At 67.6% G+C, this 26332-nt stretch carries 24 protein-coding genes and 1 tRNA gene; 13 read left to right on the forward strand and 12 right to left on the reverse strand.

Annotated features, from left to right (window positions below):
- Positions 1-21 precede the first annotated feature (21 nt).
- Positions 22-1128, forward strand: coding sequence for a phosphate acyltransferase PlsX (gene plsX / locus B4A72_RS06460; RefSeq protein ID WP_292978243.1), 1107 nt, complete (start codon positions 22-24; stop codon positions 1126-1128).
- Positions 1125-2099 carry a beta-ketoacyl-ACP synthase III gene (locus B4A72_RS06465; protein WP_292957837.1) on the forward strand — a complete coding sequence of 325 codons (975 nt, stop codon included), beginning with the start codon at positions 1125-1127 and terminating at the stop codon, positions 2097-2099. Before plsX ends, B4A72_RS06465 begins: the two co-directional genes overlap by 4 nt.
- A gap of 12 nt (positions 2100-2111) precedes the next feature.
- On the opposite strand, the gene B4A72_RS06470 is transcribed toward B4A72_RS06465, so the two are convergent.
- The gene (locus B4A72_RS06470) at positions 2112-2387 is read right to left on the reverse strand and encodes a DksA/TraR family C4-type zinc finger protein (RefSeq protein WP_292957840.1); all 276 of its coding nucleotides are present in this window, start codon (positions 2385-2387) and stop codon (positions 2112-2114) included.
- 182 nt (positions 2388-2569) lie between these two features.
- On the opposite strand from B4A72_RS06470, the gene ihfA reads away from it, so the two are divergent.
- The 4 genes from ihfA (at position 2570) to B4A72_RS06490 (ending at position 4790) form a co-directional block, all read left to right on the forward strand.
- The gene (gene ihfA, locus B4A72_RS06475; RefSeq protein ID WP_292957843.1) at positions 2570-2872 is read left to right on the forward strand and encodes an integration host factor subunit alpha; all 303 of its coding nucleotides are present in this window, start codon (positions 2570-2572) and stop codon (positions 2870-2872) included.
- Between the two features lie 6 nt (positions 2873-2878).
- Complete coding sequence (locus B4A72_RS06480) at positions 2879-3505, forward strand: MerR family transcriptional regulator (RefSeq protein WP_292978244.1); 627 nt, start codon at positions 2879-2881, stop codon at positions 3503-3505.
- A 70-nt stretch (positions 3506-3575) separates the two neighbouring features.
- Positions 3576-3653: transfer RNA gene (locus B4A72_RS06485), tRNA-Pro, on the forward strand.
- A gap of 69 nt (positions 3654-3722) precedes the next feature.
- A complete protein-coding gene (locus B4A72_RS06490; RefSeq protein WP_292957849.1) occupies positions 3723-4790 on the forward strand; it encodes a 2'-deoxycytidine 5'-triphosphate deaminase in 1068 nt (355 codons plus the stop codon).
- A 17-nt stretch (positions 4791-4807) separates the two neighbouring features.
- On the opposite strand, the gene B4A72_RS06495 is transcribed toward B4A72_RS06490, so the two are convergent.
- From B4A72_RS06495 to B4A72_RS06530, 8 genes are all read right to left on the reverse strand, one after another.
- Positions 4808-5911 carry a THUMP domain-containing class I SAM-dependent RNA methyltransferase gene (locus tag B4A72_RS06495; RefSeq protein WP_292957852.1) on the reverse strand — a complete coding sequence of 368 codons (1104 nt, stop codon included), beginning with the start codon at positions 5909-5911 and terminating at the stop codon, positions 4808-4810.
- A 39-nt stretch (positions 5912-5950) separates the two neighbouring features.
- Positions 5951-6145 carry a hypothetical protein gene (locus B4A72_RS06500; RefSeq protein WP_292957854.1) on the reverse strand — a complete coding sequence of 65 codons (195 nt, stop codon included), beginning with the start codon at positions 6143-6145 and terminating at the stop codon, positions 5951-5953.
- 9 nt (positions 6146-6154) lie between these two features.
- Positions 6155-6838, reverse strand: a complete 684-nt coding sequence (gene scpB / locus B4A72_RS06505; RefSeq protein ID WP_292957857.1) for an SMC-Scp complex subunit ScpB — start codon at positions 6836-6838, stop codon at positions 6155-6157.
- 1 nt (position 6839) lies between these two features.
- Positions 6840-7637 carry a segregation and condensation protein A gene (locus B4A72_RS06510; protein WP_292957971.1) on the reverse strand — a complete coding sequence of 266 codons (798 nt, stop codon included), beginning with the start codon at positions 7635-7637 and terminating at the stop codon, positions 6840-6842.
- Positions 7638-7771: 134 nt separating this feature from the next.
- Positions 7772-8752 (reverse strand): beta-N-acetylhexosaminidase, encoded by a 981-nt coding sequence (gene nagZ / locus B4A72_RS06515; protein WP_292957860.1) that lies wholly within the window; start codon positions 8750-8752, stop codon positions 7772-7774.
- Positions 8752-9894 carry an SPOR domain-containing protein gene (locus tag B4A72_RS06520; protein WP_292957863.1) on the reverse strand — a complete coding sequence of 381 codons (1143 nt, stop codon included), beginning with the start codon at positions 9892-9894 and terminating at the stop codon, positions 8752-8754. The genes nagZ and B4A72_RS06520 overlap by 1 nt, the downstream gene beginning before the upstream one ends.
- A 69-nt stretch (positions 9895-9963) precedes the next feature.
- Positions 9964-11706, reverse strand: a complete 1743-nt coding sequence (gene argS, locus B4A72_RS06525; RefSeq protein WP_292957866.1) for an arginine--tRNA ligase — start codon at positions 11704-11706, stop codon at positions 9964-9966.
- A 230-nt stretch (positions 11707-11936) separates the two neighbouring features.
- Complete coding sequence (locus tag B4A72_RS06530; protein ID WP_292957869.1) at positions 11937-14048, reverse strand: cation:proton antiporter; 2112 nt, start codon at positions 14046-14048, stop codon at positions 11937-11939.
- Positions 14049-14312: 264 nt separating this feature from the next.
- On the opposite strand from B4A72_RS06530, the gene B4A72_RS06535 reads away from it, so the two are divergent.
- Together B4A72_RS06535 and lnt are read left to right on the forward strand one after the other, a co-directional pair.
- On the forward strand, positions 14313-16382 hold the full coding sequence (locus B4A72_RS06535) for a DEAD/DEAH box helicase (RefSeq protein ID WP_414692491.1): 2070 nt from the start codon (positions 14313-14315) through the stop codon (positions 16380-16382).
- Positions 16383-16391: 9 nt separating this feature from the next.
- Positions 16392-17951 carry an apolipoprotein N-acyltransferase gene (lnt, locus tag B4A72_RS06540; RefSeq protein WP_292957871.1) on the forward strand — a complete coding sequence of 520 codons (1560 nt, stop codon included), beginning with the start codon at positions 16392-16394 and terminating at the stop codon, positions 17949-17951.
- A 59-nt stretch (positions 17952-18010) separates the two neighbouring features.
- On the opposite strand, the gene B4A72_RS06545 is transcribed toward lnt, so the two are convergent.
- Entirely contained in the window at positions 18011-18640 is a 630-nt protein-coding gene (locus B4A72_RS06545; protein ID WP_292957873.1) for a J domain-containing protein, read from the reverse strand.
- 81 nt (positions 18641-18721) lie between these two features.
- Between B4A72_RS06545 and B4A72_RS06550 the strand changes: the two genes are divergently transcribed.
- The 3 genes from B4A72_RS06550 to recJ all read left to right on the forward strand — a co-directional run bounded on the left by B4A72_RS06550 (position 18722) and on the right by recJ (position 21820).
- Positions 18722-18973, forward strand: coding sequence for a BolA family protein (locus B4A72_RS06550; RefSeq protein ID WP_292957876.1), 252 nt, complete (start codon positions 18722-18724; stop codon positions 18971-18973).
- 84 nt (positions 18974-19057) lie between these two features.
- Positions 19058-20023 (forward strand): class II fructose-bisphosphatase, encoded by a 966-nt coding sequence (gene glpX / locus B4A72_RS06555; RefSeq protein ID WP_292957880.1) that lies wholly within the window; start codon positions 19058-19060, stop codon positions 20021-20023.
- Between the two features lie 60 nt (positions 20024-20083).
- Positions 20084-21820, forward strand: coding sequence for a single-stranded-DNA-specific exonuclease RecJ (gene recJ / locus B4A72_RS06560; protein WP_292957883.1), 1737 nt, complete (start codon positions 20084-20086; stop codon positions 21818-21820).
- Positions 21821-21827: 7 nt separating this feature from the next.
- Here the strand turns inward: recJ and B4A72_RS06565 are convergent, their stop codons facing one another.
- Positions 21828-22880: an SGNH/GDSL hydrolase family protein gene (locus B4A72_RS06565; protein ID WP_292957886.1), complete on the reverse strand. Its 1053-nt coding sequence runs from the start codon at positions 22878-22880 to the stop codon at positions 21828-21830.
- A gap of 170 nt (positions 22881-23050) precedes the next feature.
- On the opposite strand from B4A72_RS06565, the gene B4A72_RS06570 reads away from it, so the two are divergent.
- Together B4A72_RS06570 and B4A72_RS06575 are read left to right on the forward strand one after the other, a co-directional pair.
- On the forward strand, positions 23051-23743 hold the full coding sequence (locus B4A72_RS06570) for a metal-dependent hydrolase (RefSeq protein ID WP_292957889.1): 693 nt from the start codon (positions 23051-23053) through the stop codon (positions 23741-23743).
- On the forward strand, positions 23740-25539 hold the full coding sequence (locus tag B4A72_RS06575) for an aminopeptidase P family protein (protein WP_292978245.1): 1800 nt from the start codon (positions 23740-23742) through the stop codon (positions 25537-25539). Before B4A72_RS06570 ends, B4A72_RS06575 begins: the two co-directional genes overlap by 4 nt.
- Before the next feature lie 74 nt (positions 25540-25613).
- Here B4A72_RS06575 and B4A72_RS06580 read toward each other — a convergent pair whose 3' ends face one another.
- Positions 25614-26282: an SDR family NAD(P)-dependent oxidoreductase gene (locus B4A72_RS06580; protein WP_292957895.1), complete on the reverse strand. Its 669-nt coding sequence runs from the start codon at positions 26280-26282 to the stop codon at positions 25614-25616.
- Positions 26283-26332: the final 50 nt, after the last annotated feature.

The raw sequence follows: 26332 nt of genomic DNA on the forward strand, positions 1-26332 counted from the left end.
CGGGTCGGGCCCTCCCGCCATATGACCGACGATCCAGCGACCATTCAGGAACAGCGCGCCCCCGAGAACCGGGGCAGCGTGGTGATTTCGGTTGACGCGATGGGTGGCGATCGCGGCCCCCTCGCCGTGGTGGCCGGCATGGCCGAAAGCGCCGGAAAGAACCCCGAGATCCGCTTTATCGTGCATGGCGACCAGGATCAGCTTCGCCGTCTGATCAACCGCCGCAAGCAATTGTCCGACCGCTGCGACATCCGCCATGCCGCGGGTGTCGTGACGATGGAAGACAAGCCCAGCCAGATCCTGCGCAAGGGCGACGGCACCTCGATGTGGTCGGCGATCGAATCGGTTCGCAAGGGCGAGGCCGGGGCCGCCGTCAGTTGCGGCAATACCGGCGCGCTGATGGCGCTGTCGATGCTGCGCCTGCGCAAGCTGCCGGGCGTGAACCGTCCCGCCATCGCCTGTCTGTGGCCCTCGAAGAACCCTCAGGGCTTCAACATCATGCTGGATGTGGGCGCGGATATCCGCGCCGACGCGCCTGACCTGTTGCAATATGCGATGATGGGCGCCTCCTACGCCCGCAACGGCCTGGACGTCGAACGCCCGCGCGTCGGCCTGCTGAATGTCGGCACCGAGGAACACAAGGGGCGCGCCGAACTGAAACAGGCCCACGACCTGATCGCTGACGCCGCCGGAACCGGCGGTTTCGACTATGTCGGTTTCGTCGAGGGCGGCGATCTGCCGTCGTCGCGCGTCGATGTGATCGTGACCGACGGCTTTACCGGCAATATCGCCCTGAAGACGGGCGAGGGCACGGCCAAGCTGGTGGGCGAGTTCCTGCGCGCGGCCTTCGCCAATTCGATCATGTCGAAATTCGCGGCCGTGCTGGCCATGACCTCTTTGAAGCGCCTGCAAAAGCGGATCGACCCGCGTCGGGTGAATGGCGGCATCTTCCTGGGCTTGAATGGCACCGTGGTCAAATCTCACGGCTCGGCCGATGCGACCGGCGTTTCGGCGGCGATCAAGCTGGCCTTCACCCTGGCGAAGTCGGGCTTTCAGGACCGGCTTGCCGCGCGCGTGGCCCAGGTTGCCTCGGCCACGACCGCCGGCGAATCGGAGACCTCGACGTGACCCGAAGATCCGTCATTCGCGGAACCGGCCTCTATCTGCCTGAAACGGTGATCGAGAACAGCTGGTTCGAGGACAAGCTGGATACCAGCGACGAATGGATCCGTTCGCGCAGCGGGATCGAGCGGCGCCACTTCGCCGCCGAAGGTCAGGCGACCAGCGATCTGGCTCTGAACGCTGCCCGCGACGCGCTGTCGAAAGCCGGGCTGGAACCCGACCAGATCGACGGCATCATCCTGGCGACGTCGACCCCCGATCTAACCTTTCCGGCGGTGGCGACGATGGTGCAGTCCGGTCTGGGCATGACCCACGGCTTCGCCTATGACGTGCAGGCCGTCTGCGCGGGCTTCGTCTTCGCGCTGGCCAATGCCGATGCGATGATCCGGGGCGGCATGGCCGACCGGGTCCTGGTCATCGGGGCCGAGACCTTTTCGCGCATCATGGACTGGACCGACCGCTCGACCTGCGTGCTGTTCGGCGACGGTGCCGGCGCCGTGGTGCTGGAGGCGCAGGAGGGCGCGGGCGGCAATGCCGATCGCGGCGTGCTGTCCGCCGATCTGAACAGCGACGGACAGTATCGCGACCTGCTCTATGTCGATGGCGGCGTCTCGACCACCGGCACGGCGGGGCATCTGCGGATGCAGGGCAATCTGGTGTTCCGCCACGCGGTCGAGAAACTGGCCAGGACCGCGCACACGGCCCTGGACAAGGCCGGGCTGACCGCCGCAGACGTGACCTGGCTGGTGCCGCATCAGGCCAACATGCGCATCATCACCGCCACCGCACAGAAGATGCAGTTGCCGATGCAGAAGGTCGTGCTGACGGTGGCCGATCACGGCAATACCTCGGCGGCCTCGATCCCGCTGGCGCTGGCCGTGGCCGCAGCGGACGGACGCCTGAAACGCGGCGATGTGATCGTGACCGAAGCCATCGGCGGCGGGCTGAGCTGGGGCAGCGTCGTGCTGCGCTGGTAACGCCGGGCGCGGCTATTTCATCTGTGAATCCTTGCTGCCGCGCCGGTTGATCCCGCCTTCCGGGCGAATTCGGCGGTCGCGTCCGGATTGGCATGTGACGCAAAGCTGCACCCCCGGCACCGCCCGGCGGCGGGCCTCGGGGATCGGGTCGTCGCATTCGGCGCAGAATTCGGCCGATGGCGCCTCGGCGGCGCGGGCCGCGCGCGCCCTGGCGCGGGCCACGGCCTCGGCCGTGCTGACCTCGATCTGATCATTCACCGCATCGTCGCGGGCCCATCCTCCGGCCATGGTATCCTCCTTTTCGTCGCTTCAAGATAGGCGTCGTTCGGGCCGGTTTCAAAGCCCGCGTGCTGCGCGGCGGTCCGCGCAAACGCGCCGATCCGGTGCGGATGGCGGAACGATTTGGCGCCGGCCCTCGTTGACACGGCGATCATTCCGCTTCATCCTGTTGTGACAAAAGAGGAAAAGTCATGGGCGACAAGACTCTGACCCGGATGGATCTGGCCGAGGCGGTGTTCCGCGATGTCGGCTTGTCGCGTCACGAATCCGCCCAGCTTGTCGAAAGCGTTCTCGATCACGTTTCGGACGCGCTGGTCAGTGGCGAGCAGGTCAAGATCTCGTCCTTTGGCACATTCAGCGTCCGCGACAAGAACGAACGGATCGGCCGCAACCCTAAAACCGGCGAAGAGGTGCCGATCACGCCGCGCCGGGTGCTGTCCTTCCGACCATCGCACCTGATGAAGGAGCGGGTCGCTGCCGGCAACAAGCGATAATTGCTGATGCAGAAAAGCGCCGAGGCATTCCGTTCGATCGGAGAGGTCGCCAAGCTGATCGGCGTCGCCCCGCATGTCCTGCGCTATTGGGAAACGCAGTTCCCGCAGTTGAAGCCGATGAAGCGGCCTGATGGTCGGCGCTATTATCGCCCCGACGATATCCGGCTGGTAGCCGGGCTGTGCGAGGTTCTGCGCGACGACGGCATGACCATCAGGGGCGCGAAGAAGCTGATCGCAAAGGATCGTGGCGCGGCGATTCGCGGTCGCGGCGCCGAGCGCCTGGGCGAGCAGGTGGCCGCGCCCGGCGCCCCTGAGGCGACGCCGCGCAAGGAAGCCGCCATCGCGAAGCATCTGATCGAGATGCCCGACGAACCCGCGCCGCAGGACGATCCGATGCCCGACCATCCGCCCCGCGCGCGGCAGCGCCGCCGCCGGCAGTCGGGCCATGATGCGCTGCCTCTGTTTCCCGACCTGTCCGCCGACGCGCAGGCCACCGGCTGGCTGGCGCAGCTTGCCCGACTGTCGGTTCGCCTGCGCGCGGCCAGCCATCGCGACGCGCGGTGGCAGCAGCAGGCCGCGCCCCGCGCCGCCGCACTGCGCGGCATCATCATCGCGCATTACGAAAACACCTGACCGGCAGGATGAAGATTCCCGTCCCGTGGCCCTTGTGCAGGCCCGCCGCTTCGCTCTATATGGCCGGCGTCGGGCCGTGGCGCAGCCTGGTTAGCGCGTCCGTCTGGGGGGCGGAAGGCCGCGAGTTCGAATCTCGCCGGCCCGACCATTTCGAAAACGCCCATCCCTCCACGGGGTGGGCGTTTTCGTATCCGCCTGATCTGCAAGGAAGGATGGCATGAACGGAGTCCTGCCCGACAGCGAGATCCGGCACCTGATCGATAAGGGCGCCATCACCGCCGATCCCGCGATCCTGCCCGAACAGGTCCAGCCCGCCAGCCTGGACTTGCGGCTGGGCACGACGGCCTGTCGACTGCGCGCCAGCTTTCTGGCCGGAAAGGGCCATCGCATCAGCGACCGTCTGGCCGATTTCGGAATGCACCGGATGGATCTGTCCGGCGGTGCCGTTCTGGAACGGGGATGCGTCTATCTGGTGCCGCTGATGGAACGGCTGACCCTGCCCGATGGGCTGAGCGCCGTCGCCAATGCCAAATCCTCGACCGGGCGGCTGGATCTGCTGACCCGGCTTGTGACCGATGACGGCACCGAGTTCGATCGCCTGCCCGAAGCCTATGACGGTCCCCTTTATGCCGAAATCTGCCCGCGCAGCTTTTCGGTTCTGGTGCGCCCCGGAATGCGCCTGAACCAGCTTCGCCTGCGGCGCGGTCAGGCGGTGCTGACGGACGCCGAATTGCGCGATCTGGACGCCCGCGAGCCGCTGGTCGGCGGCAAGGCGCTGATCGACCAGGGGCTTGGCTTTTCCGTGGACCTGCGTCCCTCGGGCGGCGATCTGGTCGGCTATCGCGCGCGACCCCATAGTGGTGTCATCGACCTGGACCGGATCGGGGCCTATGACGCGCGCGATTTCTGGGATGAGTTGCGGACCGGCGACGGCCGCCTGATCCTCGACCCCGGTGCGTTCTATATCCTCGTCAGTCGCGAATCGGTCGCGATCCCCGCCGATTGCGCCGCCGAGATGGCCCCCTATCTGGCCATGGCGGGTGAATTCCGCGTTCATTACGCCGGCTTCTTCGATCCCGGCTTCGGCATCGGGGCGGCCGGCGCCGGCGCGCGCGGCGTGCTGGAGGTGCGCTGTCACGAGGCACCCTTTGCGCTGGAACATGGTCAGGTCGTCGGGCGCCTGGTCTATGAACGCATGGCCGCCCGCCCCGACCGCCTCTACGGCGCGGGCATCCGGTCGAATTATCAGGGTCAGGGCCTGAAACTTGCCAAGCAGTTCCGCTGACCGCGAATGCCGTCCGGTCACCCTCGCGGTGTCTGCCACAGCCGGACCTTCAGCCCGCCATGCGCGATGATGGGACCGGCCTCCAGCGGCAGCCCGGTCGCCCGTGCCAGCCCGGCCTCGCTGGTCACGATCCCGACCCGCCAGCCCGCAAGCCGGTCGCGAAACACCTCGCCCATGGCGGCGTGCAACCCGTATAGCGGCCCCTTGTTTCCGACCCGGGCGCCATAGGGCGGATTGACGATGACGATGCCGGGCGGTCCCTTGGGCGGCGTCAGGTCGCCAACCGGCAGGCAGGCAAAGTCGGTCCATTCCGACACGCCAGCCCGGGCGGCGTTCTGAACGCTCATCCGAATGGCACCGGCGTCGCGATCGCTTCCGTGAAAGCGGTTTTCGGGGGTTGTCGGCGCCGGGGATGCGCGCATTGCCCGCCAGGCTGCGGGATCAAAACTGGAAAGGTTTTCAAAGGCAAAGCCGCGACTGCGACCGGCGGCGAGACCGGCCGCCATCTCGGCCGCCTCGATGACGAAGGTGCCCGACCCGCACATCGGGTCGACCACGGTCTGGCTGCCATCGAACCCCATCTCGCGCAGGAACATCGCCGCCATCGTCTCGCGCATGGGGGCCTTGGCGACAGCTTGCTTGTGGCCGCGCTTGTGCAGCGATTCGCCGGTCGTATCGAGGCTGATCGTGACCAGATCGTCGTCGATCCGGACCTTCACGACGATTCCGGCATCGGCCGCGATCGGGGCGCCCAGTTCCTCGGCGATGGCGCGTTCGACCCGCTGTGCCGCCGCGCCCGCGTGATAGATGCGGCTGGCGCGGCAGACGGCATCGACCCTGACGGACAGATCGCGGCGCAGCACCGAAGCCCAGGGAAATTTCCGCGCCCGCTTGTCCAGCTGCGCCAGATGCAGCGCCCGAAAGCTGCCGATCCGCGCCAGAACCCGCGTCGCCCCGCGCAGCCAAAGATTGGCCCGCCAGACATCCGCCCAGCCGCCGCGAATCGTCACGCCGCCGGGCTGGATCTCTGGCACCCAGCCAAGCGCGCGCGCCTCGGCGGCCAAGGGCTGTTCCAGCCCCGGCGTCGCCACCAGGAAAATGTCGAAAGGATCGTCGCGCATGCGCCGAACCCTAGCGGCTGGCGACGGAAAAGGCGAGGCTCAGCGGCCGATCCGCCGCGCCAATTTCGCCGCCTGCCGGGCACGCTTGGCGGCCTGACGGTTGGTTCTGGCCTGCTGTGGCTTCGGCGTGGCCCCCGGCTTGCGCCGCGACATGCGGTTGATGCCCTTGTTGATGCCCCAGTTCATCATGCGGCGCATGAACAGACGGGTGAACATGTTGATGAAGCCGTTCATCCTGTGACCTCACTCATCTTCGAACAGATCGTCGGCGGGAATGCCGCGGTCGATATTGTCATCCTCGGTGGCCGGCGCAAGAGGGGTGGCGATCCCCTCGCGCGGCGGCCGCGAATCCAGCAGCCCTGCCGCGCGCAACTCGGACAATCCGGGAAGATCGCGGGCCGATTCCAGGCCGAAATGGTCCAGAAATGTCTCGGTCACGACAAAGGTCGCCGGCCTGCCCGGTGTCATGCGGCGGCGGCCGACACGGACCCATTCCATCTCGATCAGCTGGTCCAGCGTGCCGCGGCTGACCGCGACGCCGCGAATTTCCTCGATCTCGGCGCGGGTGACCGGCTGGTGATAGGCGATGATCGCCAATGTCTCGACGGCAGCGCGGGACAATCGGCGCTGCTCGACCGTTTCGGTCTGCATCAGGAAGGACAGATCGGGGGCGGTGCGGAAGGCATAGCCGTCGCCGATTCGTTCCAGCGCCACGCCGCGGCCCTGATAGCGGCGGCGCAGGGCCGACACGGCCTCGGCCGGATCGCAGCCGCGCGGCAGGCGGGCGGCCAGGTCGCGAACGGTGATGGGACCGGCGGCGGCGAAAAGGATGGCTTCGACCATTCGTTCCTGCTGGTCCGGCGGCGGCGGCGGAAACTCGGGCCGGGCTTCGGCCTCGGCGTCGTCTTGCGGGGTCGGATCGGTCACGTCAGGAGCGGTCGGCTGAAGGGTTGCGGCGGAAGCTGATGGGCGCGAAGGTCCCGGCCTGGCGGATCTCCAGCTTGCCCTGCCGGGCCAGTTCCAGCGAGGCGGCAAAGGTGGCGGCGGTGGCCGAGCGGCGGCGCCTGCCGTCACCGTCCCAGCCATCGGGCAGGAAATCCGACAGGTCGGTCCAGTCGCCGGCAAAGCCGATCAGCCCGCGCATCCGGTCCAGCGCCTGTTCCATGGTGAATGTGTCGTGGCGCTCGAAGGCATAGGGGCGGAATTCCTCTTTCGTCTTCAGGCGGGCATAGGCGCGCATCAGGTCGATCAGCCCGGCCTGCCATTCGGTGCGCCGCTTGCGGGCAATGGTTTCGGGCGCGCCGCGCGCAAAGCGGCTGATGCCCAGCCGATCGCGGCCCATCAGGCGGGCTGCCGCCTCGCGCATGGCTTGCAGCCGTTCCAGCTGGAAGGCCAGATGGGCGGCCATGTCCTCGGCCGAGGGGCCCTCGGCCTCGGGGTCGGGCGGCAACAGCAGGCGCGATTTCAGGAAGGCCAGCCAGGCTGCCATGACCAGATAATCGGCGGCCAGCTCGATTCGCAGGGCGCGGGCCTTTTCCACGAAGGCCAGGTATTGTTCGGCCAGGTGCAGGACCGAGATCTTCATCAGATCGACCTTCTGGGTCCGCGCCAGGGTCAGCAGCAGGTCCAGAGGGCCTTCATAGCCGTCCACGTCGATGATCAGCGCCTCGTCCGCCCGGCGCTGCGCCACGCTGTCGAAATCATCCTCCGGCGGGCTGTCGGGCACCGGCTTCAGATAGGGAACGTCTGTCGAGGATCTGGCCAAGGGAATTCCCGTTTGCTGCGACGGGCAGACTCGGCCCAAGCCCTGCGCGAGTCAAGCGCGGCGGGCGCGCAAGGGGTATTTGTGCAACGAAGAAATCAGGCGGTCAGCGCGCGCCATTCGGCGAGCAGCGCGGCACGGTCCAGATTCCGGGGCGCACGGCGCCGGGCAAGTGCTGCATCGGCACGGCGGCGGGCGAGGGGCGTCATCGGCCCCGCGGCGGCGACCACCGGTTCCATCTGGGCCACATCGCGGTTGCAATGCAGAACCAGATCGCATCCGGCGGCGATCGAGGCCGCGGCACGGTCGGATTCGGACCCGGCGAGGGCGTTCATGGTGATATCGTCGCTCATCAGCAGGCCGTCGAAGCCGATCCGGTCGCGGATCAGCGCGATGATCCGGGCCGAGGCGGTGGCGGGGGCGTCGTCCAGGTCGGCAAAGCGGATATGGGCGGTCATGCCCATCGGCAGATCGTTGAGCGCCCTGAACGGCGCGAAATCCGTTGCGTCGAGTTCGGCCAGTGGCGCGGTGACCACGGGCAGGTCGCTGTGGCTGTCGGCGGCAGCCCTGCCATGTCCGGGCATGTGTTTCACAACCGGCAGCACTCCGGCAGCCAGCAGGCCATCGGCGGCAGCGCGGCCCAGTTCGGCGACGGTTTGCGGATCGGTTCCGAGACAGCGGTTGCGCAGGAAGGGATGAGTGTCGGGCTGCGCCACATCCAGCGTCGGCGCGCAATCCGAATCGATGCCGCAATCGCGCAATTCGCGCCCGATCAGGTAGTGTCGCAGCCACATGGCGCGCGGCCCGGCCGGGGCCTGATCCAGCGGTGCGGGCCATTCCATCCAATGCGGCGCCCGCAGGCGCTGGACGCGGCCGCCTTCCTGATCGACGGTGATCACCGCGTCGCGGCCCACGGCCTCGCGCAGATCACCGGTCAGGCGGCGCAGCTGGTCAGGGTCGTCCACGTTGCGGCCGAACAGGATGAAGCCCCACGGATCGGCTTGGCGGAAAAAGGACCGCTCGCCCGTCGTGAGGCTGGTCCCGGCGATGCCGCCGAGGATCGTCGCGTTCGGCGCCATCAGCGCGACAGCGCGATGCAGTCCGTGCCGCCCGATTTGACCGCCGAACAGAATTGGCGCGCATCGCTGATCGAGGAAAAGCCTGCCACGCGCAACCGCCAGAAGGTGCGGCCGTTCGAATCGTATTTCTGGATCACCTGCCCCTTGTCCGAGAACAGCGAGCCGAACTTGCCCGAAAGGCGGTTCCATTCGCCGTTGGCGATGGCATTGCTGTCAAAGGCGCCAAGCTGGACCAGCGGGCCGCTGCCGGTATCGACGGCCGGCTTCGCGGTCGGCTCGGCCGGGCGGCGGGCCGGGGCCGCCGGCGCCGCGTCGGTTGCCATCGTGCCGGCCGAGGCCAGACGGGTGATGCGCGGGCGCGGAGCCGGACGGGGCGAGGCCACAATGGCGCCAAGATTGGCCGCGGCCTGCGCCTGCGCCAGAGCCGCGTTGATCGCATCGGTCTGCGCGGGGACGCCGTTCTCGTCGGTCAGCGCCTCGTTGACCGATCCCTCGATCACGGGCGCGTCGATGACCGAGGAATCCTCGACCGAATCGCTGGCCACGGCAAGGCGGTTCGCTTCGGCCGCCGCCTGTTCCTCGGCCAGGGCGCGGGCCTCGCTGTCAGACATCGGCGTGATTTCCTCGCCATCGAAGCTGAGCGGCGCGTCGGGCGTATTGGCGGGATCGCGCGCCTCGGCGCCAAGCGTGCCCATCGCGACATCCTCGTCGGTCAGGCCCACCGCGGCGGGCGCGATCGCGACCGTATCGGTTCGCGCGGGTTCGGCCCCCTCGGTCACGCCGTTGACCGAATAGCCGGTGTAAGAGGTCAGCTTGCCGCCCGGATCCTCGGGCGTGGTGCGGGCATCGCCCGCGATGGCCTTGATGACCGGCACGCCCGACACATCGCGCGACACCAGTTGCCAGCCCCAGACCATCAGACCGACCATCAGCCCGACCGAGGCCACGGCGCCCAGATAATGGGTCAGCCGGGTCAACCGAACCGAAATGCCTTCCGACCCGTCGGGATCGGCCGCGAATCGGCTGTCGCCGGATACGGCATCGCCGGCGCCGTCCCAGTTGTCCTGATCGTAAGAGAATTCGCGCCGCACCTTGTGCCGCGAGAACACGTAACCGCCTTCGCGGAAATCCATTACTGCCATAGCCTGCCTGTCTGCCGGTTGATCCGACTTGCCTCGACTGCTCGTCCACTTCGGCCGGGGCGCCTTTGGTCAGCGCATTTCCTCGACCGGAGTGACGCCAAGGATACCCAGACCGGCGGAAATGACAACGCCAACCGCCCGGACCAGCGCGATTTTTGCCTGGCTCGTGGCCGAATCGCCATCCTGGACAAAGCGCAGCGACTGATCGTCATTGCCCCGGTTCCACAGCGAATGCAGGTCGGACGCGATCTCGTAGAGGAAAAACGCGATCCGATGCGGCTCGTGCGCGCGGGCGGCATGTTCGACAAGGCGTGGCCATTCGGCAACTTTCCGGGCCAGGTCAAGTTCTGATTGATGGGCCAGTTTCGACAGATCGGCGTCCGCAAGGGCCGAATCCGAGACGTCGATGCCAACCTCTGTCGCGCGGCGCAGGACCGAACTGACCCGCGCGCTGGCATACTGGACATACCAGACCGGGTTGTCCCGGGATTGTTCCAGCACCCTGGCAAAGTCGAAATCCAGCGCCGCGTCGTTCTTGCGCGTCAGCATGATGAAACGGGTCACATCCGAACCTGCCTCTTCGACGACATCGCGCAGGGTGACGAAGGTGCCCGCCCGCTTGGACATCTTGAAGGGCTCGCCGTTCCGGAACAGCTTGACCAGCTGGATCAGCTTGATGTCCAGCGGCACGCGGCCGTTCGACAATGCCTTCACCGCGGCGTTCATCCGCTTGACATAGCCGCCGTGATCGGCGCCGAACACGTCGATCAACTGATCGAAGCCCCGGTCGATCTTGTCCCAGTGATAGGCGATGTCGGGGGCGAAATAGGTCCAGGCGCCATCCGATTTCTGGATCGGCCGATCCACGTCGTCGCCATGGGCGGTCGATCTGAAAAGCAGTTGTTCGCGCGCCTCCCAATCCTCGGGCAGTCGGCCCTTGGGCGGCTCCAGCACGCCGCGATAGATCAGGCCCAAGCTGTCCAGGCGCTTGATCGCCGCCTCGATCCTGCCGCTGCCGTAAAGCGCCTTTTCGCTGGAATAGATGTCCATCCGGACGCCCAGCAGGGCCAGATCCTGGCGGATCATCCCCATCATCGCCTCGGTCGCGAAATCGCGCACCTCGGCCAGCCATTCCTCCTCGGGGCGCTCCAGCAGGCTGTCGCCGTATCTGTCCTTCAGCGCCTCGCCAACCGCAATCAGGTAATCGCCGGGATACAACCCTTCGCGGATTTCCGGTTCCAGCCCATTGGCCTCGCGGTAACGCTCATAGGCCGAGCGGGCCAGCACATCGACCTGCGCGCCGCCGTCGTTGATGTAATATTCGCGTGTCACCTCGTGGCCGGAAAAGGCCAGCAGATTGGCCAGCGCGTCGCCAAAGACCGCGCCGCGGACATGGCCCACATGCATCGGGCCGGTCGGGTTGGCGCTGACGAATTCGACATTGACCTTGTGGCCCGCGCCGATGCCGGAACGGCCGAAATCGCGGCCCGCGCGGATTGCCGTCCTGACCACACCCTGCCAGACCGAGGGCGCGAGGCGCAGGTTCAGAAAGCCCGGTCCCGCCACCTCGGCGCCTGCGATGCGGGGATCGGTCAGCCGGGCGGCCAGTTTTTCGGCGATCTCGCGCGGCTTCATGCCGGCGGGCTTGGCCAGCACCATCGCGGCATTGGTCGCCATGTCGCCATGGGCCGGATCGCGCGGCGGCTCGACCGTGACATTGGCGGTGTCGAGACCGGCAGGCACTTCGCCCGCCCCGGCCATCTGGTCCAGCGCCTCGATGACGATACCGCGAAGATCGGTGAAAAGGTTCATGATCGGCTTCCTGACATTCAGCCTGCCGGTTATCGCCTGCGGATATGGAAGGTCAACAGCGGTGGCCGAAGCGCGCCAGGAAGCAGGGGCATCTGTCGGCGATCCCGGCATCGGAAACGCGCCCACCGGTCCCGGTCAGGGGGCGATGCGCGGCCGGACGACACCCGCCGCGCCGGGATTGCGGTCGGGGGATCCGCGACCGGGACGGGAATGCCCGCCCGGTCGGATCGTCAGTCCTGCGAATCCCGATCCTTTCGGTCTTTCGGCCGTTCCTCGTCCTCCAGCGCCGCATCCGGATCGGGCTGGCTGCTGTGATCCTCATCGCTGTCCGGATCGGCGACCTTGCCCTGGGTCTCGATCAGTTCGGAATCATCTTGCATATCCTCGCGCAGCTCTTCGGCCTCCTGCCCCGATTCGCCGCCCTTGACGCTGCCATTGCCCTGACCGCGCTTGACGGCCTCGGCCTCGTCGCGGGCGATCCGGCGGGCCTTTTCCTGCGGTTTGGCCTGCGCCTCGTTCTCGCGCGCGATCTGGTCGGCGATGTCGGGCGGCAGAAGCGACACGATCCGCACCCCCGCCTTGTCCACGACATCGCTGTCGGGATCGGTGACGAACCACAGCTTGCCGTCCTGCACGACCGCCAGCGGGATCGCGCCCTCGCGCACCGCACGCCAGTCGTCCAGCCGGTATTCCTCGGTCAGGCGCGTGGTGCGGAAAATCCAGCCCTCGGCCAGAAGTTCCAGATACTCGGCCAGCGTGCGGTTGCCGTCGATGGTCTGCCCGCCCAGTTGCGAGGGCAGCGCATGCCGGGCGCGATCTTCCTTGTGGCGGGCAAGCTGCCAGATCGCCTCGCGACCGAATTCCGGTGCGAGATCGGTGGCGACCAGCGTGTTGTAGGCGTCGTTGTCGGATGCCGAGAGGATCCCCGAATAGGTGATGAACTCGACGTTGCTTTCCGCCGCCTCGCCCAGAATGTCGCCATAGAAGGTGGGAATGTTCTGGGCCCGCGCGGTGCGCAGATGATCGCGGTTGGTGTCGGTGATCAGCACGTTCACCTCGGCCTTTTCCAGCGCCTTTGCCAGGCCCGTCGCGAACAGCGAGCCGCCGACGATCATCAGGCCCGGCTTCTCGCCCGAGGTCAGACCCAGCCGCCGCGCCAGCGGCGCAAGGGTGAAGCCGTGCAGCACGACCGTCACCAGCACCAGCACGAAGGCCAGCGGCGCGATCTGCGCGCCGTCGTCGATCCCCGCCGATACCAGATTCTCGCCGAAGATGCCCGAGACGGCGACCAGCACCACCCCGCGCGGCCCGGTCAGGGCGATCAGAAACCGTTCGGGCAGGGTCAGGTTCGATCCGATCAGCGAGATCAGGACCGTCAGCGGCCGCGCCACCAGCACCACCAGCGCGACGAAGATGCCCGCGCGCAGCCAGTTCAGTTGCGCCAGCGTGTCGAATTCCACACCCGCCGCAAGAAGGATGAACACCCCCGAAACCAGCAGGATCGTCGCATGTTCCTTGAAGCGGTGCAGTTCGTGATAGCTGGGCAGATCGGCATTCGCGACGACCAGCCCCATGACCGTCACCGCCAGCAGCCCGCTTTCCTGCAACAGCGTGTCCGATACCGCGAAGATCGCCAGCACGGCGACGAAAAGCAGCGGAACCTTCATGTATTCGGGCACCCAGCCGCGCCGGAAGGCCTGCACCAGCATGTAGCCCGCCACGGCCCCGATCAGCGCCGCGAAGCCGACGCCCAGAACCAGTTGTCCGATGGCCTCGCCGGCGGTGACACCGGTGCGATAGACCAGCACGATTTCCAGCGCGATGACGCCGACAAGGGCGCCGATCGGGTCGTTGACGATGCCTTCCCATTGCAGGACCTGCGCCGGCCGCGAGGTCAGCCTGGCCTGTCGCAGCAGGGGCGCGATGACCGTGGGTCCGGTGACGATCATGACCCCGCCGAAGACGATGGCCGATTCCCAGCCCAGCCCGGCACCGAAAACCAGCGCAAGCGACGACAGGATCCAGCCCAGCGGCGCCCCGATATAGACCAGCCGCCTGACGCCCGGCCGGGCATCGGCCAGCTTTTTCAGGCTCAGCGTCAGGCCCCCCTCGAACAGGATCACGGCAACGGCCAGCGCGATCATCGGCTTGATCAGATCGCCGATATCGCGGGCCGGCACGAAAATTCCCGTGACCGGGCCCAGCAGCAACCCGGCGGCCAGCATCAGCACGATCGCGGGCAGGCGGAACCGCCATGCCAGCCATTGCGCGCCCACCCCCGCGATACCGACCACGGCGAAGGCCTGGATCGGGCTCAGCCCGCCGGTCACGTCCATCTCCATTCCTGTCCCTCGTTCTGTGCGCCGGTGTCCCGCGTCCAAGCGTCTGCCGGCCGAAAGGTTCCCTGTCGACTGCCATTGTGGCAGGTTTTCGGCCGGAAAGATTGACCTTCCTGCCCGGTTGGTTTAGGCGAGGCGGGTCCGCATCCGGCGGAACGACCGAAGGGGCGTGCGGAACTGCGTCCCATGACAGCCGACTGATGCGCCATTCGGGCGCACGGCATGGAACGCGGCGCGCGATTGGCGCGGCCAATGGAAAGCCCCCGCATGACGAAATTCTCCGATCTGAAAATCGACCCCAAGGTTCTGAAGGCCATCGAAGAGGCCGGCTACGAGAACCCGACACCCATCCAGGAAGGGGCCATTCCGCCCGCGCTGGAAGGCCGCGACGTTCTGGGCATCGCCCAGACCGGCACCGGCAAGACTGCCAGCTTCACCCTGCCGATGATCACGCTGCTGGGTCGTGGTCGGGCCCGCGCGCGGATGCCGCGGTCGTTGGTCTTGTGCCCGACGCGCGAACTGGCCGCGCAGGTGGCCGAAAATTTCGATACCTATGCCAAGCACACCAAGCTGACCAAGGCCTTGCTGATCGGCGGCGTCAGCTTTGCCGAACAGGACAAGCTGATCGATCGCGGCGTCGATGTGCTGATCGCCACGCCGGGCCGCCTGCTGGACCATCACGAACGCGGCAAGCTGCTGTTGACCGGCGTGCAGATCATGGTCGTGGACGAGGCTGACCGGATGCTGGACATGGGCTTCATCCCCGATATCGAACGCATCTTCCAACTGACCCCCTTCACCCGCCAGACGCTGTTCTTCAGCGCCACGATGGCGCCCGAGATCGAACGGATCACCAACACCTTCCTGCACGCCCCCGAACGGATCGAGGTTGCCCGCCAGGCCACCGCCAGCGAAACCATCACCCAGAAGCTGATCCAGTTCACGCCCACCCGCAAGGATCAGGCCGCCAAGCAGAAGCGCGAATTGCTGCGCGCCCTGATCGATGCCGAGGGTCTCGCGACCGAAACCGGCGGGCTGAAGAACGCGATCATCTTCTGCAACCGCAAGACCGATGTGGACATCGTCGCCAAGTCGCTGGCCAAATACGGCTATGATGCCGCCCCGATCCACGGCGATCTGGAACAGAGCCACCGCACCCGGACCCTGGACAGTTTCCGCGACGGCAGCCTGAAACTGCTGGTCGCCTCGGACGTGGCGGCACGCGGGCTGGACATTCCGGCGGTCAGCCATGTGTTCAATTTCGATCTGCCCAGCCATGCCGAGGATTATATCCATCGCATCGGCCGCACCGGCCGGGCGGGCCGTCAGGGCACCGCCATCAGCCTCGCCACGCCCTCGGACGAGAAATATCTTTCGGCCATCGAAAGCCTGGTAAAGCAAAGCCTGCCGCGCGCCGAGGCGCCAACGGGATTTTCGCTGACGGACGCGGCGCCATCCTCGTCTCGCAGGGATGGCGACGACCGCGGTCGCGGGGGGCGCGGCCGAAGCCGCAGCCGTCGCGGCGGCGAGGATCGCCCGCGCGAGGACAGCCCGCGCGTCGATCAACCCGAGAAGACGCGCGCGCCAGAGGCCGAAACCGCACCGCAGCAGCCCGAACGCCGCGAACAATCCGGCCAGCAGGACCGGCGCGACGACCGGCGCGGAGGACGCAGGGGCCGCGGCGAGGATCGCGGCCAGCCGGTGCAGGGCATGGGCGATCACGTTCCGGACTTCATGCTGGTGCCGATCCGGTCGGCGCTGGACAGCGCCACCCGTGACGAGCCCCCGGCAACCAGCGACGACGATGCCGGGAAACCGCAGGAACAGCCCCGGCCAAAGCGCAGCCGGCGCCGCAAATCCTCGACCGCCGAGGCCGAGACGGCGACCGGGCCCGCGTCGCCCGAGCAGCCGGAGGAATCGGCGCCGCCGACGGAGGCCATGGTCGAAACGCCGGCCGAGACACCCGCGGCGGCCGAAGCCCCCGCCGAGGCACAGGCAGAAACGCCGGACGACAAGCCGAGGAAAACCCGTCGCAAGGCTGCGGCCGCCAAGTCCGAGACCGCCGAGGCGGCGGCGGACGCGCCAAAACCGCGCCGCAGCCGCGCCAAGACCGCAAAGAAGGACAGCGCGGCCGAGGACGATACCGGCGCCGCGGACAGCGACGCGGCCGCGAAACCGGCCCGCAGTCGCCGCAAGAAGGCCGACCCTGCCGCAGAGGCCGAGGCCGAGCCGGCCAAGCCCGGGGCCGAGGAGACGCCCATGCCCAAGCCCAGGCGGCCCCGCCGCAAGAAGGCCGATGCCCCCGCAACCGGGGACAATGCCGACGCTGACGCCTGAGCCTCGACGATGCGCGACCGCCTGACCCCGCCGCGCCTGCGCTCTGGCCGGCGACCGCCGCTGCGCCAGCTTCTGCCCGATCTGGCGCTTGGCATGATCGCGTCGCTGGGCCTTGCGCCCTTCGATGTCTGGGGGCTGGCTCCGGTGGCCTTCGCGATCCTGATCTGGCGCGCCTGCCGCGCCAACCCGCAGGCCGCGTTCTGGCATCTGCTGGCGGCGGGGCTGGGCTGGTTCGGCCTGGGCATGAGCTGGATCGTCGAGCCTTTCCTGGTCGAACCCGAGATCTATGGCTGGATGGCGCCTTTCGCGCTGATCCTGATGGCGCTTGGCGGCGCCCTGTTCTGGGCCATTCCCGGCTGGCTGGCCGCACTTGCCGCACCCGGCTGGCGCAGCCGCAGCCTGACCATCGCGGCGGCGCTGGTTCTGTCGGACTGGCTGCGCGGCTGGCTTTTCACCGGCCTGCCCTGGAACCTGGTCGGGCATACCTGGATCTCGACCCCGATTGCGCAGATCGCCTCGAGCACGGGCGCCATCGGGCTGTCGGCGATAACGATGGCGCTTGCCGTCCTGCCCGCAGCGCTGTGGCGACCCTTCGAACGCCGCGCGACCGGTTTCCTGCCGGGCATCGGGCTGGCAATCCTTGCAACCGGCGGGCTTTGGGCTCTGGGCCTGAACCGGCTGTCGCGCCCCCTGCCGCCCGATACCGATTTCACCATCCGGATCGTCCAGCCCGATGCCGAACAAAAGCTGAAATGGGACCCGGAATGGTCCGCGGTCTTTTTCCGCCGCCTGCTGGATCTGTCGGCCGAGCCGGGCCCCCGCGATCTTGTGATCTGGCCCGAGACGGCGGTGAATTTCCTGCTGAACGATGCCGAGGGCGTGCTGCCGGTCCTGGCCGGGTCAGCGGGTGCCCCATTGGTCACCGGCATCCAGCGGCGAGAGGGCGGCCGCTATTTCAACAGTCTCGTCGCGCTGGACGCGCAGGGCAGACCCGAAGCGGTCTACGACAAGTTCCACCTGGTGCCCTTTGGCGAATACATTCCCTGGGGCGATGCGCTGGCAAGGTTCGGCATCTCGGCCTTTGCAGCGCAATCGGGACGCGGCTATTCGTCCGGCTCCGGCCCGGCCTCGATGCAGGCCGGCAAGCTGCCGCCCTTTCAGCCCCTGATCTGCTACGAGGCGATCTTTCCCCAGCATCTTCGCGGTCTGGACAATCGTCCGGCATGGTTGTTGCAGGCCACGAATGACGGCTGGTTCGGCCGCTTCCTGGGTCCGTATCAGCATCTTGCCCAGGCCCGCCTGCGCAGCATCGAATCCGGATTGCCGATGATGCGCGCGGCCAATACCGGCGTCAGCGCCGTGATCGATGCCCGCGGCGCGGTTCGCCAGTCCCTTGGCCTTGGCGTCGCCGGCAAGATCGACGCCAAGCTGCCCGGCGCGCTGCCGCCGACCGTCTGGATCAGGTGGGGCTCGATGCCGGTGGTGGTGCTGGTGGCGCTGGTGCTGCTGATGGCGGCCGCCGCGCCCCGGCTGTTCCGTCGCAAGGGGGGCGCCGCCCCCCGTCGCTGACGCGCCCCCCCCGGAGGTATTTGGAAAGAGGGCGAGGGACCGGCGCGGCGTGATCCGCCTCAGTCGCGGAAATACCGGCTGTCCTTGACCTGATCCCAGGCCCAGACGACCTCGGCCAGACGATCCTCGTCCGAGCGGTCACCGCCATTCATGTCCGGATGCAGATCCTTGACCAGCGACTTGTACTGGCGGCGAATTTCGGTCCGTGACCAGCCGTCGCGGGCTTCAAGGATTTCCAGCGCCTTGCGTTCGGCCGGCGGCAGTTTGCGGGCCGCGACCCGGGCGCGGGCCTCGGGCGCGGTGCCGTTGGCACCCAGGATCTCGTGCGGGTCGCTGACGCCGTGGCGAGCCCATTTCTGTTCCTCGGCGGCGCGGCCGAAGGGTTTCGTCGGCCTTTCCCAGACCGTCGCATTGTCGATGAACTGCTGGAATTCCTCTTCCGACTGGCCCTGGAAATAGTTCCAGTTGGCGTTGTATTCCCGCACATGTTCCTTGCAGAACCAGAAATAATCATCAAGGTTGCGCGGGTTCTTGGGCGCCCGGTATTGCCCCGCCTCGTCACATCCTTCCCGTTCGCAGATGCGGGTCGAGGTTTCGAAGGCGCCCGACATGCCGCGGCGTCCCTTGTTCTTGCGCTTCTTGTCCTTCGCGGCCGAAATGTCGAATCCGAAGGGGTCTTTGCTGCTCATTCTCGGGCACCTTTGCGACTCGGAGGCGGCAGTTTAGGCTATTTCGGGCGACATGAAAGGTCTTGACGAAAGGATGTGCGGATGATCGCGGACGAGATGCGCAACAGGCTGGAAGCTCTGCGCCCCGAACGGCTGGAGATCGTGGACGACAGCGAATCCCATCGCGGACATGCGGGTTTTCGCGAGGGCGGCGAGAGTCATTTTCACATCCGAATGACCGCGGCCGCCTTTGCCGGGCTGAGCCGGATCGAGCGGCACCGGCTTGTTCACCGCACGCTGGGCGATATCGTGCCGCGGATCCACGCCCTGTCGCTGGATCTGGCCGAGGCCTGAGCGCTGTTAGCGCCGTCAAGGCTTGCCCGCCCGGCGAGCGCCGCGTAGAAGCCCAGCGACGAGGCAGGTGACGAGGAACCGATCATGAATGCGCCCGGGGATTTCAACGACCGCATGCTGTCCCTGGGATTGGCCCGCGTCAGTGAGGCGGCGGCCCATGCCTCGGCCCTGCTGATCGGGCGCGGCGACGAAAAGGCCGCTGATCAGGCCGCCGTCAATGCCATGCGCGATCAGCTGAACATGCTGGACATCAGGGGCGTGGTCGTCATCGGCGAGGGCGAGCGCGACGAGGCGCCGATGCTGTATATCGGCGAAGAGGTCGGCACCGGTCAGGGGCCGCAGGTGGATATCGCGCTGGACCCGCTGGAGGGCACGACGCTGACCGCCAAGGACATGCCGAACGCGCTGACGGTGATCGCGATGGCGCCGCGTGGAACCCTGCTTCATGCGCCTGACGTCTACATGGACAAGCTGGCCATCGGGCCGGGCTATGACAAGGATGTGGTCAGCCTCCGGATGAGCCCGGCCGAACGGGTTCGGGCGCTGGCCCGTGCGCGGGCCTGCCGCGACAGCGACATCACCGTCTGCATCCTCGAGCGTCCGCGCCACGAGGAAATGATCGCCGAGGTTCGCGAGACGGGCGCCGCGATCCGGCTGATCACCGATGGCGACGTGGCGGGGGTCATCCACACCGCCGAGGCCGAATTGACCGGGATCGACATGTATATGGGCTCCGGCGGCGCCCCCGAGGGGGTTCTGGCCGCATCGGCGCTGAAATGCATGGGCGGACAGATGTGGGGTCGGCTGCTGTTTCGCAACGAGGACGAGCGCGGCCGCGCACGCAAGGCCGGGATCAGCGATTTCGACCGCATCTATACCCGCGACGATCTGGTGACGGCGGACGTGATCTTCGCCGCGACCGGGGTGACGAACGGCTCGATCGTGCGCGGCGTTCACACCCGGCCCGGCTATATCGAGACCGAGACGATCCTGATGCGGTCCAAGACCGGCTCGGTCAGGCGGATGCTGTATCGCAACCCGGTAAGGTAGGCCGCGCCGCCCGGCCCCGGGCCCGCCTGGGGAGGATTTCTGCAAGTCGAAAGGAGCCGCGTGGCGTTTCTGGGGATCGAGCAATCGCTGAGCGGGCGGCGCTGGATCGGTCCGGATGCCGCGTTGGAGCGGCTGGCCGAGGGGCTGGCGCAGAAGTCCGCCCTGCCGCTGGCGGTGGCGCGGGTTCTGGCCGAACGCGGAATCGAGGCCGGCGCCCACGAGGCCTTTCTGACGCCGAGGCTGCGCGATCTTCTTCCCGATCCCTTGACCCTGCGCGACATGGAGACGGCGGCCGAGCGGATCGTGGCGGCTGCTGTCGGCGGACAGCGGATCGCGATCTTCGCCGATTACGATGTCGATGGCGGCACCTCGGCCGCGCTGCTGCTGGACTGGCTGCGGCGACAGGGCCGGGACGCGACCCTCTATGTCCCCGACCGGATCGACGAGGGCTATGGTCCGAACGCGCCGGCGATCGAGGCACTGGCCGCCGCGCATGATCTGATCATCTGTGTCGATTGCGGCACGCTGAGCCATGATGCGCTTGCCGCCGCCGGGCGCCGCGACGTGATCGTGCTGGACCACCATCTGGGCGGCGAGACCCTGCCCCCCGCGCTGGCCGTGGTGAACCCGAACCGGGCGGACGAGGACGGATCGCTGGGCCATCTCTGCGCCGCCGGCGTGGTCTTCCTGACGCTGGTTCAGGCCGGGCGCGTGCTGCGCCGGATGGGCCGGCCCGAGCCCGATCTGCTGTCGATGCTGGATCTGGTGGCGCTGGCGACGGTGGCCGACGTGGCGCCCCTGGTGGGGGTCAACCGGGCTTTCGTGAGGACCGGGCTGGCGATCATGGCACGGCGACAGCGGCCGGGACTGGTTGCGCTGTCCGACGTGGCGCGGCTGGACGGGCCGCCCAACAGCTTTCACCTGGGTTTCCTTCTGGGCCCACGGATCAATGCCGGGGGGCGCGTCGGGCGCGCCGATCTGGGCGCGCTGTGCCTGTCGGCGACCGATCCCGTCGAGGCCGGGCGGCTGGCCGCGGATCTGGACGGGCTGAACCGCGATCGCCGCGCGATCGAGGCGGCGGTGCGCGACGAAGCCTTGGCCCAGGTCGAGGCGCGCGGCGATGCGCGCCTGTCATGGGCGGCCGGCGATGGCTGGCATCCGGGCGTCGTGGGCATCGTCGCGGCGCGGGTCAAGGAGGCCAGCGACCTGCCCTCGGTCGTGATCGGGATCGAGGGCGGAATCGGAAAGGGATCGGCCCGTTCGGTTCCCGGCGTCGACCTGGGCCGTGCGGTCCAGCGGCTGGCGCAGGAGGGCCTGCTGCTGAAAGGTGGCGGGCACGCGATGGCCGCCGGTCTGACGGTCGAGGCCGCCCGTATTCCCGACGCGATGGCACGGCTGGCCGACCTGATCGAGCGCGATCTGTCGCAGCGCAGCGGCAGCCGCGACCTGCGCGTTTCGGGGCTGCTGGAGGGCGCGGGGGCCACGCCGCAGATGTTCCGCCAACTCGAAGATGCCGGACCCTATGGCCAGGCCGCCCCGGCGCCCCGTTTCGCCTTTGCCGACCAGTTGATCGACAGCGCCGCGACCATGGGCGACAGCCATCTGCGGCTGTCCTTCCGCAGCCCGGGCGGCCCCTCGCTGGAGGCCGTGGCCTGGGGCGCGATGAACGGCCCCCTCGGGCCCGCGCTGATCGGTGCGAAGGGCCGGCGCTTTCATCTGGCGGGCAAGTTGGAATTGTCCACCTGGGGCGGGCGCGAAAGATTGCGGTTGCGGCTGGACGACGCGGCCCCGGTCTAGCCGCGGGTCAGGCGCATCCCGTTCCGCCTTCGCGGCATTGTCCACGATTTTCGGTCATGACGGCGACCAGCCGCGCTTCGCGACCCGAACGATCCTGCGGATCGGGTTCGGACAGGAACCAGAAATCGGCCAGCACCCTGCCCGGTTCGTCCGACCAGCCGATCCGCAGGATCTCCGGGCCGTCATGCGCGAAAGAGCGCCCGGTCACGGCTTCCGGAGAGATGAATTTCAGCATCGTGCGATTGAAATCCCGGTCGGCGAAGGCCACCGAAACCTGATCGGACGCGCCCTGGAACGTCAGGTTCCAGACCCCGCCCTGCCGCGTCGTGGTCACGAACAGCCCGACAATCCTGCCGGGGCCGGGCAGCCGGACCTGAACGCCGTCCGGACCCGGATCCCACGTCGTGACGCGTCCCACGGCGCTGTTTTCCAGAACGCCCCGCCCGGCCCCCGGAAAATCCGTCACGAGGCGGATCGAGGGCAGATCGGCGCCGGGATGGTGGGGCACCCTGCCGCGCCGGATCAGATCCAGCGCCCCGGCGACGATGTGGCCGAAAACCGCCGGATCATTCGCGTAATGCAGATAGTCCTGGTAAAACTCCACTGGCAGCGTCGCGCTGTCGGGATGGACGGCGAGATAGGCTTCATCGACATCGAAATAGGGGATGCCGCTTGCCCCGAACAGATCGTGCAGCGCGGCACGATAGGGCGATTTCCGCCGGATTTGCGAGGGTCGGCGCGGCTGGAAGATCATCGGCGCGAAGACGACGCCGCGATCCGCGCAGATCGCAATGATCTGACGCAAGACCCCGATCATCTCGTCAACCGTATAGCCGGCATTCCGGATATAGAGCGCGTCGTTGATGCCATAGGCCCAGATAAGGACGTCGCCGCGCCCCATGCCGGTTTCGCGCATCGCCCGCAGCAAGCTCATATGCGAGGGCGCGCCGCCGATCGAGATGTTGCGCACCTCGGCCGGCGTGTCGGGATGGGCGATCAATCCGGCGACCCAGCCATCGCGACGGACCGAATTGGAATCGCCCGAGACGAAGATCGTCATCCGCTCCTCTCCTTGCCGTGGCGGCCCATCCTGTCGTCGGCGAGCCGCGCGGGACCGGCACTGGTTCGTGCGCGTAAGCGGTCGGCCAGAGGAAATCAACAGCCGCGCCCGCTCTGGTCAGTCGGACAAGGCGCCGCTAGGCTTCGACCGACATCGCAAAGGAGGTCTCGATGAAACTGACCTGGCTTGGACATTCCGGCTTTCGCCTTGAAATCGAGGATGCCGTGATCCTCATCGACCCCTGGCTGTCGGGAAATCCGGTCTTTCCCGAAAACGGCCGTGACGCGGCCATTCAGGGCGCGACCCACATCCTGCTGACCCACGGGCACGGCGATCATTCCGGCGACACGCTGGCCATTGCGAAAGAGCTGAAAATACCGGTCGCTGGCATCTATGACCTGATCAACGGCTGGAGCACGCATCACGGAATCGACGGGATCGGCTTCAACAAGGGCGGCACCGTCGATCTGGGCCGGGCAAAGGTGACGATGGTGAACGCGGCCCATTCCAGTTCGCTGGACGGGGCGGACGGGCCGATCTATGCGGGCCACGAATCGGGCTACATGATCGCCGGCGAGGGGCAGGTGATCTATGTCAGCGGCGATACCGACATCATGGCCGACATGGAATGGATGGGCGATTACCACAAGCCCGATATCGGCATCCTCTGCGCGGGCGGACATTTCACCATGGACATGAAGCGGGCGGCCTATGCTGCGAGGCGCTATTTCGCCTTCAAGACCGTGATTCCCTGTCATTACAAGACCTTCCCCCTGCTTGAACAATCGGCCGAGGCGCTGGTGGCGGATCTGCCGGGGGTCATGGTGATCGAACCCGAAGTGATGAAGGCGATCGAATTGTGAGCTTTCAGTCCTTTGACGACCGGGCCGGTGGCGGCGATCACGCAGGCCGGCTGGCCGCGCTGCGGCAGCGGATGAAGGCCGCCTGTCTCGATGCCTTCATCGTGCCACGCGCCGATTCGCATCAGGGCGAATATGTGGCCGAAGCCGATGCGCGGCTAGCCTGGCTGACAGGCTTCACCGGCAGCGCGGGCTTCGCCATCGTTACGGCGGACAAGGCCGGTGTTTTCGTCGACGGCCGCTACCGGGTGCAGGTGAAATCGCAGGTCGATCCGGCGCATTTCACCCCTGTCCCCTGGCCTGATACGAGGCCCTCGGACTGGCTGCGCGACGCCCTGCCGGCCGGAGGGCGGGCCGGCTTCGATCCCTGGCTGCACACGCGCAAGGAAATCGAGACGATGGAAAAGGGGCTTGCCGACAGCGGCATCGGCCTGATCGCGATGGACCGCAACCCGCTCGATGCCGTCTGGACCGACCGCCCTGCCCCGCCCGTCGGCCGGGCCCGTGCCCATGACGAGGCACTGGCGGGCGAAAGCGCCGCCGGCAAACGCGCCCGTCTGGCTGCCGCGCTGCGCAAGGACGGTCAGGCGGCGGCCTTTCTGTCGCTGCCCGATTCGATTTCCTGGCTTCTGAACATCCGCGGCAAGGATTTGCCAAGGAACCCCGTGGTGCAAGGCTTTGCCGTCCTGTCCGATGACGGCCATCTGGCGCTGTTCGCCGATCCGGCGAAATTCGACGACGGCTTGCGGACGACGCTTGGCAACGCGGTTTCGATTCTGCACCCCGAGAGCCTGTCCGCCGCCCTGCTGGACCTCGAAGGCCCGGTGCGCCTCGACCCCGCAACGGCGCCCGAGGCCGTCTTCCGCCTGCTGGAACAGGCCGGAACCGATATCGCCCGCGCCCCGGACCCGGCGATCCTGCCCAAGGCCCGCAAGAATTCCGCCGAACTCCACGGAATGCGCCAGGCGCATCTGCGCGACGGCGTGGCGATGGTGCGGCTGCTGGCATGGTTGGAGGCGCGGGATCCGGCGTCGCTGACGGAAATCGATGTCGTCCGAAAACTCGAATCCCTGCGATCCGACCAGGGCATCACGGATATCAGCTTCGACACGATCTGCGGCGCGGGCCCCAACGGCGCCATCGTCCATTACCGCGTGACCGAGACCACCAATCGCCGCCTCTCGACCGGCACGATGCTGCTGATCGATTCGGGCGGCCAGTATCCCGACGGAACCACCGACATCACCCGCACGCTGCCGCTGGGCCAGCCTCCGCCCGACGCCGTCGCCCCCTATACCGCCGTATTGCGCGGGTTGATCGCGCTTAGCCGGGCGCGCTTTCCCAGGGGCGTGGCGGGCGCGCATCTGGACGCGCTGGCGCGGCAATTCCTGTGGCAACAGGGGCTGGATTACGACCATGGCACCGGCCATGGCGTCGGCGCCGCGCTGTGCGTCCATGAAGGCCCGGCCCGGATCAGCCGGACCAGTGACATCGCGCTGGAGCCCGGCATGATCCTGTCCAACGAGCCGGGCTATTACCGCGAGGGCAGCTTCGGCATCCGTCTCGAAAACCTGATCGCCGTGATCGAGGCCCCGTCCGAGGAAGGCCGCACCATGCTGGGGTTCGAGACGATCACACTCTGCCCCATAGACACGCGCTGCATCGACCGCGCCGCGCTGTCACCGGCCGAGGCCCGGTGGCTGGATGGCTATCACGCGCAGGTCCGCGAAACGTTGTCGCCGCTGCTCGACGAGGACACGGGCGCATGGCTGGACCGGGCCACGGCCCCGATCGCCTGACCTCGCCCTCTTTCCAAATACCTTGCAGGGGGTCCGGGGGACGCAAGGTCCCCCGGCGGTCGCGGGACGCGGGGCTACAGCGCGTCCAGGATCCGCTCGGCCTCGTGGCGACAGGACGTCAGCACCGCGCGATCCTCTCCGGGAAAGAACCGTCCGCGGGTGGCGGTCGGCATCGCGGCCGGTTCCGCGATGACCACGCGCGGGCCGATCGCTGCGTTCTCGGCCTGCCAGCTTCGCACCAGCGCGATCTGCGCGGCCTTCGTCGCGCCGTAGGCGCCGAAGAATTTCTGTCCGGCGCGAGGATCGTCGAAGAACAGGGCGGTGCTCTGGCGTATGCGCAGCAGCGGCTCGATCAGGGCGATCAGGCCGCGCACGACCTCGACATTGGCCAGCAGCGATTTCGACCAATCCTTGCCGTCGATATGCGGCGCCGGCGACAGCGGTGCGGCGTGGATCGCACAATGTGCCCACAGATCCAGACCGCCCCATCGTTCGGCCACGGCCTGCACCATCTGCTGCATCGCCGCCGCGTCGGTCACATCCATCGGCGCCAGCGTCGCGCTGCCGCCCGAGGCCCGGATGCGGTCGTCCAGCTCTTCCAGGCCGCCCACGGTCCGGGCCACGGCCAGCACATGAAATCCGCGCCGGGCCAGCCCCTCGGCCAGGGCCGCGCCAAGACCGCGCGACGCGCCTGTCACCAGCGCGATCCTGCCTGTTTCCTCGGTGGTCTGATCCTGTGTCATGGCGGCAGCCTTTCGCAAAAGAGCGGTGCCCGCGCAAGACCCTTTCGCCG

It is taken from the genome of Paracoccus sp. UBA5162 (genome assembly GCF_002413585.1).
Classification (GTDB): domain Bacteria; phylum Pseudomonadota; class Alphaproteobacteria; order Rhodobacterales; family Rhodobacteraceae; genus Paracoccus.

Bases quoted from the DNA above. Each gene is read 5' to 3' on its own strand.
- plsX (WP_292978243.1), top strand. From the start codon at position 22: ATGACCGACGATCCAGCGACCATTCAGGAACAGCGCGCCCCCGAGAAC.
- B4A72_RS06470 (WP_292957840.1), bottom strand. From the start codon at position 2,387: ATGGCCGGAGGATGGGCCCGCGACGATGCGGTGAATGATCAGATCGAG.
- ihfA (WP_292957843.1), top strand. From the start codon at position 2,570: ATGGGCGACAAGACTCTGACCCGGATGGATCTGGCCGAGGCGGTGTTC.
- B4A72_RS06480 (WP_292978244.1), top strand. From the start codon at position 2,879: ATGCAGAAAAGCGCCGAGGCATTCCGTTCGATCGGAGAGGTCGCCAAG.
- B4A72_RS06490 (WP_292957849.1), top strand. From the start codon at position 3,723: ATGAACGGAGTCCTGCCCGACAGCGAGATCCGGCACCTGATCGATAAG.
- B4A72_RS06495 (WP_292957852.1), bottom strand. From the start codon at position 5,911: ATGCGCGACGATCCTTTCGACATTTTCCTGGTGGCGACGCCGGGGCTG.
- B4A72_RS06500 (WP_292957854.1), bottom strand. From the start codon at position 6,145: ATGAACGGCTTCATCAACATGTTCACCCGTCTGTTCATGCGCCGCATG.
- nagZ (WP_292957860.1), bottom strand. From the start codon at position 8,752: ATGGCGCCGAACGCGACGATCCTCGGCGGCATCGCCGGGACCAGCCTC.
- B4A72_RS06520 (WP_292957863.1), bottom strand. From the start codon at position 9,894: ATGGCAGTAATGGATTTCCGCGAAGGCGGTTACGTGTTCTCGCGGCAC.
- argS (WP_292957866.1), bottom strand. From the start codon at position 11,706: ATGAACCTTTTCACCGATCTTCGCGGTATCGTCATCGAGGCGCTGGAC.
- B4A72_RS06530 (WP_292957869.1), bottom strand. From the start codon at position 14,048: ATGGAGATGGACGTGACCGGCGGGCTGAGCCCGATCCAGGCCTTCGCC.
- B4A72_RS06535 (WP_414692491.1), top strand. From the start codon at position 14,313: ATGACGAAATTCTCCGATCTGAAAATCGACCCCAAGGTTCTGAAGGCC.
- lnt (WP_292957871.1), top strand. From the start codon at position 16,392: ATGCGCGACCGCCTGACCCCGCCGCGCCTGCGCTCTGGCCGGCGACCG.
- B4A72_RS06545 (WP_292957873.1), bottom strand. From the start codon at position 18,640: ATGAGCAGCAAAGACCCCTTCGGATTCGACATTTCGGCCGCGAAGGAC.
- B4A72_RS06550 (WP_292957876.1), top strand. From the start codon at position 18,722: ATGATCGCGGACGAGATGCGCAACAGGCTGGAAGCTCTGCGCCCCGAA.
- glpX (WP_292957880.1), top strand. From the start codon at position 19,058: ATGAATGCGCCCGGGGATTTCAACGACCGCATGCTGTCCCTGGGATTG.
- B4A72_RS06565 (WP_292957886.1), bottom strand. From the start codon at position 22,880: ATGACGATCTTCGTCTCGGGCGATTCCAATTCGGTCCGTCGCGATGGC.
- B4A72_RS06570 (WP_292957889.1), top strand. From the start codon at position 23,051: ATGAAACTGACCTGGCTTGGACATTCCGGCTTTCGCCTTGAAATCGAG.
- B4A72_RS06580 (WP_292957895.1), bottom strand. From the start codon at position 26,282: ATGACACAGGATCAGACCACCGAGGAAACAGGCAGGATCGCGCTGGTG.